Source organism: Microseira wollei NIES-4236 (assembly GCF_020521235.1).
In the GTDB taxonomy this organism is placed as follows: domain Bacteria; phylum Cyanobacteriota; class Cyanobacteriia; order Cyanobacteriales; family Aerosakkonemataceae; genus Microseira; species Microseira wollei.
In genome coordinates this window covers 38,149-51,684 of sequence record NZ_BLAY01000061.1, presented here as the reverse complement: position 1 = coordinate 51,684, position 13,536 = coordinate 38,149, and the positions used below count along the sequence as shown (strand labels likewise).

At 44.7% G+C, this 13,536-nt stretch carries 15 protein-coding genes; 8 read left to right on the top strand and 7 right to left on the bottom strand.

What is annotated here, in order from left to right; genetic code table 11:
* Together MiSe_RS20545 and MiSe_RS51075 are read left to right on the top strand one after the other, a co-directional pair.
* A partial coding sequence (locus MiSe_RS20545; RefSeq protein ID WP_226584426.1) for a hypothetical protein occupies positions 1-209 on the top strand: 209 nt, incomplete at its 5' end.
* Positions 210-221: 12 nt separating this feature from the next.
* Positions 222-344, top strand: coding sequence for a hypothetical protein (locus MiSe_RS51075; RefSeq protein ID WP_264196608.1), 123 nt, complete (start codon positions 222-224; stop codon positions 342-344).
* Between the two features lie 234 nt (positions 345-578).
* On the opposite strand, the gene MiSe_RS20540 is transcribed toward MiSe_RS51075, so the two are convergent.
* Together MiSe_RS20540 and MiSe_RS20535 are read right to left on the bottom strand one after the other, a co-directional pair.
* A complete protein-coding gene (locus MiSe_RS20540; protein ID WP_226584423.1) occupies positions 579-1,427 on the bottom strand; it encodes a Vgb family protein in 849 nt (282 codons plus the stop codon).
* Between the two features lie 67 nt (positions 1,428-1,494).
* On the bottom strand, positions 1,495-1,764 hold the full coding sequence (locus tag MiSe_RS20535; RefSeq protein ID WP_226584420.1) for a hypothetical protein: 270 nt from the start codon (positions 1,762-1,764) through the stop codon (positions 1,495-1,497).
* Between the two features lie 226 nt (positions 1,765-1,990).
* On the opposite strand from MiSe_RS20535, the gene MiSe_RS20530 reads away from it, so the two are divergent.
* Together MiSe_RS20530 and MiSe_RS51070 are read left to right on the top strand one after the other, a co-directional pair.
* Positions 1,991-2,488 carry a lysozyme inhibitor LprI family protein gene (locus tag MiSe_RS20530; protein ID WP_226584417.1) on the top strand — a complete coding sequence of 166 codons (498 nt, stop codon included), beginning with the start codon at positions 1,991-1,993 and terminating at the stop codon, positions 2,486-2,488.
* A 230-nt stretch (positions 2,489-2,718) separates the two neighbouring features.
* Entirely contained in the window at positions 2,719-2,841 is a 123-nt protein-coding gene (locus MiSe_RS51070; RefSeq protein ID WP_264196606.1) for a hypothetical protein, read from the top strand.
* Here MiSe_RS51070 and MiSe_RS20525 read toward each other — a convergent pair.
* From MiSe_RS20525 to MiSe_RS20515, 3 genes are all read right to left on the bottom strand, one after another.
* Positions 2,819-3,073 (bottom strand): hypothetical protein, encoded by a 255-nt coding sequence (locus MiSe_RS20525; protein WP_226584416.1) that lies wholly within the window; start codon positions 3,071-3,073, stop codon positions 2,819-2,821. The genes MiSe_RS51070 and MiSe_RS20525 overlap by 23 nt on opposite strands.
* 84 nt (positions 3,074-3,157) lie before the next feature.
* Positions 3,158-3,601, bottom strand: coding sequence for a hypothetical protein (locus MiSe_RS20520; protein WP_226584413.1), 444 nt, complete (start codon positions 3,599-3,601; stop codon positions 3,158-3,160).
* Positions 3,602-3,856: 255 nt separating this feature from the next.
* On the bottom strand, positions 3,857-6,496 hold the full coding sequence (locus tag MiSe_RS20515; RefSeq protein WP_226584411.1) for a zinc-dependent metalloprotease: 2,640 nt from the start codon (positions 6,494-6,496) through the stop codon (positions 3,857-3,859).
* 177 nt (positions 6,497-6,673) lie between these two features.
* Between MiSe_RS20515 and MiSe_RS20510 the strand changes: the two genes are divergently transcribed.
* The gene (locus MiSe_RS20510) at positions 6,674-7,009 is read left to right on the top strand and encodes a DUF4870 domain-containing protein (protein ID WP_226584408.1); all 336 of its coding nucleotides are present in this window, start codon (positions 6,674-6,676) and stop codon (positions 7,007-7,009) included.
* A 576-nt stretch (positions 7,010-7,585) separates the two neighbouring features.
* On the opposite strand, the gene MiSe_RS20505 is transcribed toward MiSe_RS20510, so the two are convergent.
* On the bottom strand, positions 7,586-8,203 hold the full coding sequence (locus MiSe_RS20505; RefSeq protein WP_226584405.1) for a DUF4142 domain-containing protein: 618 nt from the start codon (positions 8,201-8,203) through the stop codon (positions 7,586-7,588).
* A 216-nt stretch (positions 8,204-8,419) separates the two neighbouring features.
* Between MiSe_RS20505 and MiSe_RS20500 the strand changes: the two genes are divergently transcribed.
* A complete protein-coding gene (locus MiSe_RS20500; protein WP_444980526.1) occupies positions 8,420-9,097 on the top strand; it encodes a Uma2 family endonuclease in 678 nt (225 codons plus the stop codon).
* A 363-nt stretch (positions 9,098-9,460) separates the two neighbouring features.
* Positions 9,461-10,426: a DNA cytosine methyltransferase gene (locus tag MiSe_RS20490; protein WP_226584398.1), complete on the top strand. Its 966-nt coding sequence runs from the start codon at positions 9,461-9,463 to the stop codon at positions 10,424-10,426.
* On the opposite strand, the gene MiSe_RS20485 is transcribed toward MiSe_RS20490, so the two are convergent.
* Positions 10,412-11,278 carry a hypothetical protein gene (locus tag MiSe_RS20485; RefSeq protein WP_226584396.1) on the bottom strand — a complete coding sequence of 289 codons (867 nt, stop codon included), beginning with the start codon at positions 11,276-11,278 and terminating at the stop codon, positions 10,412-10,414. The two genes, MiSe_RS20490 and MiSe_RS20485, sit on opposite strands and share 15 nt — an antisense overlap.
* A 153-nt stretch (positions 11,279-11,431) precedes the next feature.
* On the opposite strand from MiSe_RS20485, the gene MiSe_RS20480 reads away from it, so the two are divergent.
* Positions 11,432-13,450, top strand: coding sequence for an FAD-dependent oxidoreductase (locus MiSe_RS20480; RefSeq protein ID WP_226584393.1), 2,019 nt, complete (start codon positions 11,432-11,434; stop codon positions 13,448-13,450).
* The last annotated feature ends 86 nt before the right edge of the window (positions 13,451-13,536 follow it).

Here is a 13,536-nt window from a genome sequence, read left to right as displayed (position 1 = left end):
GGATGCGTCCCTACACCGACGATTTTTCAGAGGACACGGCAATCATCAAATGTTCGCTTGTAGATCAGGTTTTGGATGCGTCCCTACACCGACGATTTTTCAGAGGACACGGCAATCATCAAATGTTCGCTTGTAGATCAGGTTTTGGATGCGTCCCTACACCGACGATTTTTCAGAGGACACGGCAATCATCAAATGTTTGCTTGTAGATCAGGTTTTGGATGCCGTGTCCCTACACCGACGATTTTTCAGAGGACACGGCAATCATCAAATGTTCGCTTGTAGATCAGGTTTTGGATGCGTCCCTACACCGACGATTTTTCAGAGGGACACGGCAATCATAAAATGTTCGCTTGTAGATCAGGTTTTGGATGCCGTGTCCCTACACCGACGATTTTTCAGAGGACACGGCAATCATCAAATGTTTGCTTGTAGATCAGGTTTTGGATGCCGTGTCCCTACACCGACTCAAACGTGCAGCTAATGGCTAATGGCTCAATCAGGAAAAATGCTATATTACCAATTAGCAATTAGCAATTAGCAATTAGCAATTAGCAATTAGCAATTAGCAACTTCCGTTAATTAATTTGTTTGCGTTGACGTTTTAGCAGCGAAACTGAGAACAAAGCGCCTATTGTCAGTAAACCAGCAGTTGTAGTAGGCTCAGGTACGGGAGTAAGCCTCTCTGAAGTATACGTGATGCCGATAGGACGCAACAGCCGACTGTTAGTGGGTACGAAAATGGAACCGCTATTACCCGGTGAAGGCAAGGGGTTTCCCGTCACTGCGTCATAACGGAGAATTGCGCCAAAGTTATTGTTTGTAAAATCAAAGCCGACGGTGTAAAGCTCGTTGTTTGGCCCAAAGGTCAAGTTACCGATGAAATTGTTACTCGGAATAGTCCCCGTGTAATTGGTCGATAAAGTATCAACTAACGCTCCTGTTGCCAAGTCGTAACGTCTAATATCGTTAGCAAAATCGCTGACAAACAAGTCTCCGTTGGGGCCAAAAGCTAGTCCGAGAAAACTAACAAATCCAACACTGTCGGGTGATGGTGCTGGCTGATCTATAAATACTGTAGATGTTTTTGTATTTATATCAAAACGCAACACTTGGCTGGGAAGACCAAAGCTAAAATCAGGACTGCCGTTAATCGCGACGCTGCCTTGAGTAGTTACATAAAGACTACCATCAGACCCGAATAGCAAATCGTCTGGGCCGTTTAATCCTCCTGGTTGACGATTGCCTGAAGCAAATACATCGACAAACGCACCTGTGTTGCCGTCGTAGCGCAAAATTTGGTCGGTGAGGAAACTACTGACGTAGAGATAACCATCGGGGCCGAATGCCGCACCATAGGGGCGCAATAACCCGCCGCCAGAGGCGAAAACATCCAGGAATTGCCCGGTTTTGCCGTCGTAGCGCAAAATGGCGGAAGTTTCGGGGGTTCTTCCCCTAGAGATGTAAAGGTTACCGTCGGGGCCAAAGTTTATGTCATCTGGATCTTATAGCGGATTGCAGCCGTATGAGGTACACCTTCGTTTGTGTAGCGGCTGCCATTTTTGCTGCGCGCTTGACAAACAAGCCAAAAGCAGGAATGAAATCCCCAAGTAATTGTCCGTTTTGCTCGTCAAATAGGAGTACGTTGTCACCTCTGGTATTGCCGACTAATAAGGCGGCACTGGCAGAGGATGCGCCTAGACAAAAGGCGGTTAATGTACTGAGAACGAAGGAAGCTTGAAGGGCGTTCAGTTTTTTTTTCATGAAATTTACCTATTTCATTTCTATGGTTAAAAATATACTAATTTCCCTAGGAAATATTGTAAAAATATGAAGTAGTAATGAACTTTAGCTGTCAATTCGGTAAATTTTTAATTAAGTTAAGAAATATTGCGGTTAGAAACGAATGGGGACAGGCGCGATATGCCAGAGGCACGCTGGCGCGAACGCATTTGCTAAGTTGTAGTTACCGTCACTTAAATTTTCTGCAATGGGTAAATTTTCACTAGTCACAATTGGCACGGTAACGCTATTCGGTTTGGGAATTGCTGCGGGGACAATTGCCAATGCAAGTCCCAATATAATTTTCCATAAACTAGAGTCAAGGGCAGGCGAGACGCCTACCCCACAAGAGTTTTTGGAGAGGTCTAATGTAGCAGGCGTACAAGTTGCTCAACAACCGAACTGTAACAATCCTCAAACGCAATCAGAAATGAATGCCTGTGCGGGAATTGCCTATCGCAATGCGGATCGCAGGTTAAATCAAGTTTACCAACAATTGCTGCCTAAGCTACCTGCTGCGCGCAGACAGCAATTAGTGACTGCACAGCAAGCGTGGATTAGATATCGCGATGCTAGTTGCAATTTTGAACGCAGTGAAGTTGAAGGTGGAACAATGGCGCCGATGATTCAAGCGAGTTGTTTGGCAAGATTGACCGAACAACGAACTAAAGATTTACAGCAATATCTGGAATCTACTAATAGATAAATAGCTAATGGCTAATTGCTAATGGCTAATGGTATATCAGGACAATATTCCCATGAGCAATTAGCCATTAGCTATACATGATATCAATCCCGCATCCCTTGACTTTTCTGTTCTTTTTCTGATATTGTTATTTTCATAATGGTCAAGGCGCGCGCTTATATATAACGGAAAAAAAATCCCATTCAGTAGGGAACATCGATCGGCTTTGCTGGTAACGAGAAGATTTTGCCATGCCGTGCCCCAAAAACCAAATATCGCATCCCCTTCCTTGTTGTGCAATGGGTGTGCGATTCCGCGAAGCGGATATGCCTCCGGCAAATCGCATTTGTACTATCGGAGAACAATATATTTGATCAAAATACTCATCATCTCCCTTCTGTTAGCCATTGGTTGGAGGGGACTCCACGCACCAACTTCGGCGTAACCAAGGACGTGCAATCTTTTAATTTCACCCCTCACCGCTTGAGGAGAACCAATCAGCAAATGTTTCAACGGTTCTCTTGCGGGACTTGGTTCGTCAGGAGTTGGAGCGGGGAGGGAAAGCTGGAGATTTAGATTGGGATTGGGTAAAAAGCTTTGTTTCATTGGGATTGATTGTTGAAAATCTGGATACCAAAAAAATAGAACTTTCCCAGCCAGGAGAGCAATATATTTACCCCCAAATCAGGGTTAATTTTCTTCTCTAGAGCGGCGCTCTAGAAACAAACTTAAAAGCCGATCTGGGGATGCCTGCAACTGAACCCGCAGCGCATCTGCATAAGTCAGCGTTACTTGATAGTCTTCTGGCATCTCCTCAAATCTGGAACCCCAGTTGCTAATCGTTTTTTCAGGCTTCCTCAGCACGGCACTCAAAATCCTGACACACCTTGCTCTGTAACCCCTTTCCCGTTTAACCTGCTCTCTATCTTCTGGTTCTAGCTCGTCAAGACCAAACCAGCGCTCGCAGAATGTTTCTGCATCCATTCTCGAAACCGCACTCAGTATCTTCAAAACGCCTGTCTCCGTCATTTTCTTACGTTTGAGTGCGGCTGTACCAATCATGCCGATGCTTCCTTTGGATAATTTCTGTAACGTCAGCCCATTTTTCCCGAAACCGGGACAAACTGTAGACAAACTGTAGGGTGCTCTCTTCGACAGCGTAACGCACCAGAGATCTGTTTAATCAATGGAGATTTGCGAGCAAAATTTACAGTTGCAATGCTAACAATATAGATAATTTTGCAGAGCTTTTGCAGAATTGGTTAATTTGATTTCAAAGGTTTGGTGTAAATATTCAACCAATATTCAGCGATTTCTGCATTGGCAGAGCCGCTGCAATGGTGGAAAATTTACACCGATTGATTGTGAGCGAATCTTGACAATATCGCCTTACAGTGTCTTTTTATGTTTTGATTGCAAGGGAGCATCCAAAACTTTGGTAATGCGATCGCGGGTTTCTGCCAAATGGGCTATTGTATATTCGTCTAAATTTTTACCTTGCTTTCTCAGAGTGCGGTCGCTCTCGGAACGCAGTTGTCTGAGTTTAGACCAAGCAAGCGTACGCGCATCTTCTGGTACGCTTTCTGTCCGCAGTACCATGTTAATTAATAGCCGCAGGTGTTCCCGCTGCAACGCTCTCCGCCAACTGGAGATTTTAACCATTTCCTCTAGTTCCGTCCAAATCCCCGCTTGCAAGGTATTAAATAATTCAGGCATTGTCAGGGATTCTCCGGGTGGGGCTTTTAATTCCAAGTCGCGCAAGCGGGAGAGGCGATCGCCTGACAGCAATATGCTTAAAAAGTAGCTTTGGAAAAAAAAGATGCGATCGTGAATGGGATAATCTAAGCGATTCATCACCGCTTCATTCCCCAAATCATTCCACCGCGAAGGTGCTAATTTATTCAGCAATTCCGGCGGGAAATTAAACGCATCGGCAGCGAATAGATACTTTTGCAAAACTGTCAATGCTTCTCGCTGCTTGGAGGCGGGGACGGGTACAAAGGGGAGGGGTTGGTTTTGTGCGTTGGGACGGACGCGATAAAACGATTGTCCGCCAATATATTTAGAAATAAAATAAACCTGTCGCCAATAATAAAACAATATTTGGTCAAAGCTTTCTCTGAGTTCGCTGTAACCCTCGTCTGCGGATGGAGGACGCCGATTGAGGCGATCCCACAAAACGCGAGCGTTATCGAGTTGTAGCTGGGAATAGCGTAACGGATCGCTGCTTAAATCGTAGGTGTTGACAGTTGGATCGAGATCGTATACATCCTCATCGGGTGCATAAGATAATTCTGGATTATTCGCTTGTCTATTAGCAATTTGTTGTAAAAATGGCTTTGACGCCAGAGTAGTTGTTGCGGTGCTGGGTTTGTAGCCATATTCTATCGCCCATTCGTCATAAGCGCCGACAATAACTGGGAAATAATCTCCTTGCGGCGTACCAATCGGCGCTAAATTTACGGGTACGTAGTCCATCACCGAACTCACCATTCCTTTAGTGCGGGTGATGTTGGTGTTATTGAGTTCCTCTGGTTTAAGCAGAGTACTGGCGCGAAAATTGTGTCGCAAACCTAACGCATGTCCGACTTCGTGAGCAACAACCCATCGCCAGAATTGGTGAATAAATTGTTTCATTTCATTCGGTTTAGTTTGAACTAAGGGAAGTGCAATCTCTCCGATGGCTAATTGATAGTTTGCTTGAGTCATATCCCTGGGTGGGTTAGTTAAATTCGCATTCGCAGACCGTTGGTTTTCGACAAAAGTGCGATAGTCTTGCTTTTGCGATCGCACCAAATCCCCATCGACAACAATATCCGCATCCAAAATTTCCCCAGTCAGGGGATTTACTCGCGATGGCCCTATGCCAAAAAATGCCGCATCCAGAGAATTGAGCCAGCGAATCGTATTGTAACGCACGTCCGCTGGATTCCAAGGTGCATTATCAGGCATCTGTTGCACTGACAAAGCATCTTTAAATCCGGCTTTTTCAAATGCCTGATTCCACATCAACACCCCTTCGCGAATCGCCTCGCGATATTCGAGGGGAACGGTATTTTCAATCCAGAATACAATTGGTTTTTTCGGCGGAGAAATTGTCGCACTGGGGTCTTGTTTCTCTAAATGCCAGCGATTAATATAGCGCACAAAAGGATCTGGTTGATTATCGCCAGAAAAGTCTTTATAGGTGGTATAGTAATAGCCAACGCGCTCATCTGCAAGGCGGGGACGATAGTTGTTATTTTCCGGCAACTGAGAGAAACTGTAATGCACTCTCAGACTCAGCGCTCTACTATCGGGTAAGGTTGGCAGATCGGGTTCATTTTCACCATCCGATAGTGTGAACCCGTAAATCGCATCGATTTCTACATTTAGGGGAAACCCTCCAGTTGTGCCAAAATAAGATTTGCTCCCATCGAGTTCGTAACGAACCTGTAAAGTTTTTCTCAGCAGAGACTTTAACCCAGGTAAATCCTTCAAAAGCAGGTTTCCCAAATCGACAAGCATAGTCCGCCGTTGGGGATGAATGCTGATAATTTTGAGAGAATCTAGCACCGAATCGGAAAAAGAACGCTCCACCGAAAGTCTTTGGGAGTCATTGGGATTCGCCCGAAAATTTACATTGCGAACCGTAAAAAGTAAATTGTTATTCACCCGGCGAAAATAGAACAAGAAAGTTGGCAGCGGTATACCACTATACAACCATTGTTCGCCAATCCCCGACGCTAGGGTAATAGTAGCCAGGTAGTTTTTATCCAGTTGTTCTGGTTTAATTTCCAGTAATATTTTGCCATTTTGTTTGTGGCGATAAAGCGTAAATAATCCTGGTAAAGTTTCAGCGTTCTTGACCGCCTCATCGAAACTTGACATTGAGGCGCTTGCTTCATCTTCGCTTTCCATATTTGACTGCCCAGATACAATAGTCGCATCTTGGGGCGGCGCGATCGCTTGTAACAAGGGAGCTTGAACTAAGATAATTCCTAACAATAGTACGACACAAAGAAGGAAATAAAACGATAACTTTTTCATAGGATCTCGATAGCACTATTTTAGTTTATCAAAAGCTTAGTGCTACTTCAAGAACAGAGAGAGTTCGCAGCTATGGGCGCGCGAGCGCAAATCTTCACCCAGATGGGTGAAATAATGGCAACACCAGGATGCAACAAGCTACGATGGTAATGGCATTCCTACAAGCGGGGATATAGTATGGAAGCACAAGAGCAACGCAAGCTTTTATCGGCGCTATGTCACGGAGCGATATTTTTTAGCTCTACCTTTGTATCTGTAATCATACCGATTGTTATTTTATCTGTAACAAGCGATTCAGTGGTAAAACAAAACGCCAAAGAAGCAATAAATTTTCACATCAACCTTTATATCTATGCAGCAATTTGCTTCTTTCTAATCTTTGTTTTAATTGGGTTTCCGCTGCTAATTATCTTGGGCTTCGTTAGTTTGATAATGCCCATTATTGCGATTCTTCAAGTTCTCAGCGAACCTGACCAACCCTACCGCTACCCGTTGATTTTCCGGTTAGTATAGCGACTGTAGGGTGTGTCAGGCGCAGACTATTAACCTATTGGTCAAAACTCACACATTCTATGCGCCTGACGCACCACCCTAAGAATTTAAGATTCTACCTTTGGGCTATCTTATTCAGGACTTATCCACGACCTTGCCATCACCAAAGTTTCGACCTATATCTCTAGTTTACAAATCAACGATTTTTCAGAGAAACCCGGAATATGAGCGTAAGTCCTGTCCAGATCTGGTGGAGATGGTGCGTTACTACATAACCCAAGTTGCTAGTTATCACTATCGTGGGTTGTACAGCAGAAGCTAATCGCTAATTGCTAATTGCTGATGGGAATATTTTTCGGGTCTACCATTAGCCATTAGCTATTAGCCATTAACCTGTCTTCAGCCCTAAAAAGATAACTAGCAACTTGCGTTACATATAGAAACGTTGCGTAATATCATGTCCTTAGATATCGGTAGTGTATGGATGGCTAATTGCTAATTGCTAATTGCTCGCTTGTCAATTGCGAGAGAGCAACCATTAGCGATTAGCTATTAGCAGTTACACAACCGATACAACCGGACATGATATAAGTCCTGTTATTGATTCATCTGCACATCAGGTATAGCACGCAGATTGTTGTCGTCTGAAAAAGCAAAAGTATTGCCCGTCATTCTGCCAGCCATTTGCAAATGATCCTGCACCCTTGGTAAGATTCTGGCAGCAAAAGCTCTCAGATCCGGGTCTTGTCCCAACATAGCTTGACGCTGATATACCGCCGCACTTTCCAAGTGACCGTTAAGTCCCCCCTCGCTCATATAAGCGCGGTCAAAACTTTCTCCAGATAGTTGCATCAGCTGCCTCATTGCTGCTTCATACTTGGGACCTGGTGTTGCTGGCGGCGTCACTCCCTTTTGAGTTGCTCTTCGCATCAGTTCCTGATTTGCTCGTGTATGTTCCTCAATCATCCGCTGAGCAAATTCCCTCACTTGTTCATTTCTTGAGCGCTGCAAAGCGAGTTGTGCAAGTCTAACTTCTGCCATTCCCCCTTGGGTGGCGTCGATAATAAACTGTCTGTCAATCGCACTCATCTGACTTTGGCGGGATGACGATTCACTTCGTGCAGGTTCGCCGGTTTGAGCGATTGCTGAATAATCTAACGTACCAACTAATCCAACTGCGATGATAGCCCCTGTGACTGTTAAACTTTTAAACATGACTAACTGACGAGAGGTTTTTAATCTTCTACTTTTAATGGTGATCTTCTGATTTTAAAGCGCCTCTGTCTTGGGGTAAGCTTTCTGTTTTAACGACCTATACCTTAGAGCGTTCGCGCAAGCTAGGGTATGCATAGCGCTTCTTCTATTTATCAATTATCTGCTGTATTAAATGCTAAAACAAAGAAAATGACATTACTTTGGGGGAAATCAATCGTGTTAAAGTACAACCCACTACACTGCTTACCTTCTGCTGAAGATCTACCAGACTCGGATGATACGCCTGTGGATAATGAACTGCAAGATTTAATTCCCTCCCTGCTAAAAGCAATCCTAGCTCTTGTATGGGCAAACCGGATGGATTGGTTTTTTGGCATTGATATGGGAATCTACTACGATTTGGAACAACCGGCGATTGTTCCTGATGGGTTTTTAAGTCTGGGAGTAGAGCGCTTTTTTGATGAAAATCTGCGCTTAAGTTATGTGATTTGGGAAGAAAAGCGGGTTCCCATTTTGGTGCTAGAAGTTGTTTCGCAAAAACGTCGGGGAGAATATACCAGCAAGAAGAAACAGTATGCCGAATTAGAGGTATTGTACTATGTTATTTACAATCCCTTGCGGCGCAAAAAACAACCCCTAGAAGTGTATCGTTTGACCGATGGCGAATATGTATTGCAGCGAGGAAATCCGGTTTGGCTAGAAGAAATTGGTTTAGGAATTGGATTTGAACGGGGAACTTATCAGGGAATTACGCGGGAGTGGCTTTACTGGTATGATGAACAGGGGCAACGATTACTGACACCAGAAGAACGGATTTTGCAAGCAGAACAACGCGCCCAAAGGTTAGAGGAAAGGTTGCGCGCGCTCGGCATAGACCCCAATTCTATCGCTTGAAACAGCATTCACCAGATAAAATCGAAGAATGCGTGCGAAGCGTTCGATTCTTTTAATCATCAATCATGTCTCTTCTAACTTCTATTAATTCAGAGATGCCGATCTGCCTATCAAGATGAGATTCCAGCACCTCTATTATTGCTGCCAACGTACTAAACTGAACCCCATTAAGTTCATTCCGAATCGCACTTCCTATGGTATTCTTACTCACTCTACCCTGAGCAAGCTTCATCAGCTGATATTGAGTTATTCCCTCGCTCTGGAGCAACTCTTTCAGCCTCCACCGTACAGTTACCATTTATGTTTCAACCTCAAAGTACTTGACTATACCCAATATATTGGGTATAGTCAAGTAATAACCCTATGAATACGAGCATAATGGAAAGGCGTTTGCGAGTGGCATCGTTTTTTTCAGGGATTGGAGGCTTCGATCTCGGCTTTGAAATGGCTGGGATGGAAGTTGTAATGCAGTGTGAAATCGATGCTTTTTGCAGAAAGGTATTGAAAAAGCACTGGCCTGATGTGCCATTATATCCAGATATTGCTGAGATAGATAGCGCTCAAATACCCGCCGCTGATATTTATGTTGCAGGGTTTCCCTGCCAAGATGTATCCTTAGCGAATCAAGGTAAAAGAAAAGGTTTAGAGGGAAAAAGAAGTGGACTATTCCATAACTTTATACAACTTGTTGAACAACGCCAACCTCAATGGATTGTTCTCGAAAATGTCCCAGGATTGCTCAATAGTAACAATGGAAGAGATTTTGCAGCTGTCCTCAATAAGTTGGACGGGTGCGGGTATGGTCTTTCGTGGAGAGTGTTTGACTCTAAATTCTTCGGAACACCCCAGAGACGTAGAAGAGTCTTCCTTGTCGGAAGTTTTGGATCGATTTGTTCCGCTAAGGTTCTTCTTGACGACAGACCATTTGCAGTCCCTACTGGAGCGAGCCAGTGCGAGGCAAAAACCGCTTCCAGTGGAGTTAGAAACAGCAATAAAAAATCAAATCTCTATTCTATCCAACATGCCTCAATTGGAAGAAAGCATACAGCAGGCCCGCAGTCAAAAGGATTTCGTAATGACGGAGAAACTTGGACGCTTGATTCAAGAGGTAGCTCAGATGTTGTCTGTCAGACGGATGACGCCTTCGGAGTACGAGAAGCTTCAGGGATTTCCCCCCGATTGGACTCTCGTCGATTCAGAACTATAGGAAATGCGGTAACTGTTTACGTTGCTAAGTACATTGCCGAACGGATTGTTCACGTCGAAAAAGGATACGATCTGATACAAGAACCTTCGCGCCCTACTTTCCACCAACTAGCCCTCTTCTAGAGGTATCATATCAGCGGTGAACAATTCATCATCTCTCACACCATACTCAATTAGCTTAGTAACTAATTCTTTGAGGTCTAAGTATAAGACGTTATCTTTGTCAAGGTTGAAATCAATTTGTTCGCTCTTACTTATTTCATATGGGATGAAAGCACAATTCCAAGAACCGCTTTTTTGTCGCTTCATAGATTCGATCGTGGGTAATTTACCCAATAGGTGTAGATAAATCGTTTTCCCCATAGCTGCAACAAACTTCTTCTCAGAACTGACGCATATTCCACCTTTGACGATGATTTGTTCTTGCAAGCGCCTCCAGGCATTAGCAGGAATTAGTCCAGGGGCAGTCATCTTACCGCTTTTTGTAACTCGAACGGGAAAATCATCTAATCTTACATTTTCTCCATTCTCCCATTTGGTTACATGGTCAGTCAGAATCCTTGTAGAACTTGTTTCCCCGCCGCCTTGAATTTCCAAAATGCAAGCATCACCATTTCTTTTATCCCTAAGAACAAAGTCTGCTCTTTGCCTTAGTCTTGTTGTGACTTCATACTTGTATTCAATATCTTTGGGTTCTATACCCTCATCAAATATTATTTGCGATATTTCAAATAATCTAGCACGCTGATAGGACGTTGGATTCTCCATCACCGTAGATAAAAGCCTATGTTCGCATACAATTAGCGGAACGCCCCCACGACTTTCAACTACGCACATCGGTTTTTGCTCAAGCTCTCGATTTATTTTTTTACACATTGTGCCAATGTAGGGACATAACTTTTCAGCCGCTCGATAGTCTGAAGCGCTTAAACCATGAGCATTCATACCTAAAAATTCAATTATTTTTACTGCCACGAGCTTTTCTTTTATAGTGCTAAAGTTGCTTGTCTATCAGATTATCGTTGATGGCGATTCTTGCTCGTATGCTCAATCCAGATTTAGAAAAGCTTGCCACAAACATTTTGACAGTGGTAAGTTAAAAAGCTTGTACGCTGATTCTTGTAGAGTATGAAGCGATCGCTCACTATTGTCCCGCTAATCTCAATTCTGCTACAACTCATCCCCGTCGCCATAGCCGCACCCCCCAGACAGCCGGATAAAACCGAAGAATGCGATATTCTAGTCGTAGGTGGAGGGCTAGCGGGTTCTGCTGCTGCCTACGAAGCGTTACTCGCAGGGCGAGTTGTCTGTCTGACGGAAATTACCGACTGGGTAGGCGGACAAATTTCTGCCCAGGGAACTTCTGCCCTCGACGAAAGAAAAACCCAGCGCGATCGCTTATACTTCCCGCGCGGTTATCTAGACTTCCGTCAGCGTATCAAAGAACACTACGGTATCCTCAATCCCGGTAAGTGTTGGGTAAGCGAATCTTGTTATCTACCCCGCGATGGTCACAAGTTGTTGTATGAGGTATTAAAAGATGCCGAAGACAAGGGTGATGGGAAGTTGAAATGGCTTCCTTCTACTGTGATTAAGGAACTGGAATATAGCCCGGATGGGAAACAAATAACGGGTGCGATCGCAATTCAACATCGCCCAGCAAAAGGCACTCCCCCAATCAACACCGAAACTCTTTCTGCCAAGATAGAAGACGCCTATCGTTACGAAAATTCTGCCCGTTTCGATAAAAGAATTATCCGCTTCGTACCCCGTCAATCTCGCAAACAAACCCGCACGCCTAAACCAGCGGATTGGTATGTAATTGATGCCACCGAAACGGGAGAATTAATCGGACTTGCAGACGTTCCCTATCGTTTAGGAATCGATCCCCGTTCTTATTTAGAACCTTCTTCCTCTAGCACCACAGGCGACGCTTATTGCACCCAAGGATTTACTTACACCTTTGCCATGCAAGCAACGGCAGAACCCCAAAACCATACATTGCCGCCATTTTATTCGCAATACGCACCTTATTACAGTTACGAATTACCGCGACTCGCCAGTTTTCCCCTAGTTTTTACTTACCGTCGCATTAGAAGCGCCAAACCAGAGCAAAAATTACCCTCAGACCCCAAACAATTCCCCATAAATGTCGGCGATATCTCGATGCAAAACTGGACTTGGGGAAACGATTATCGTCCGGGAACATCCCAGGATAATTTAATTTATACCCGCGCCCAATTGCAAGCAACGGGACAATTGCAACCAGGGGGATGGATGGGGGGATTGCGGACGGAAACTTTACGCCGAGGCGAAGAACACGCGATTGGATATTTTTACTGGTTAGTAACGGGAACGACAGATTCTCAACTGGGGGATGGAGTAAAAAAACCCTATCCCAATCACCGCTTTCTTTCCGGATTTGATTCGCCAATGGGAACCGCCCACGGGTTATCAAAATATCCTTACATGCGGGAAGGACGCCGCATAATTGGACGCCCCAGCTATGGACAAAGGGAAGGATTTATGGTATGGGAAATTGATATTTCGCGCAACAATTTCCGCACAGATTTTTATCGTCAAAGCTTAGAACCGGATGCGTATCGTCGCTTGTGGGCGTCGCTGTCGGGATTGAATGCAGCTGCGGTACTTGCAGGTATTGTATCGCCAGAACAGGTAGCGGCGCGATCGCGTGCGTTTATATTCCCAGATTCCGTCGGCATCGGACACTATGCCATTGACTTCCATCCTTGCATGACCAACAGTCCACCCGAAGCGCCTGGAAATACGGAAAAAGAAGGAACCCGAAAAGGACAAGGGGAAGCGTATCCGTTCCAGATACCCCTGCGGGCGCTGATTCCCCAAAAAATCGATAACATGCTAGTCGCAGGTAAAAGCATCGCCACCAGCCATACCGCCGCCGCCGCTTATCGGGTACACTCATTTGAATGGTCGGCAGGTGCAGCAGCCGGAACTGTAGCGGATTTTGCTTTAAAAAATGGGGTTATGCCTTATCAATTAGTAGATGACCTTCCCCGTCCAGAACCGCAATTAGAAGTATTGCAACGCCTGTTGGCGAAAAACAACAACCCCGTTGCTTTTCCCAATACTTCGATATTTAATAATGCTTGGCAAGATTGGCGGTAATTGCTAATTGCTAATTGCTAATTGCTAATTGCTAAAATCTCGAACTCCTGCGCTTACGTCGGGGAAGGAGGTTGGGGCGCTGCCAC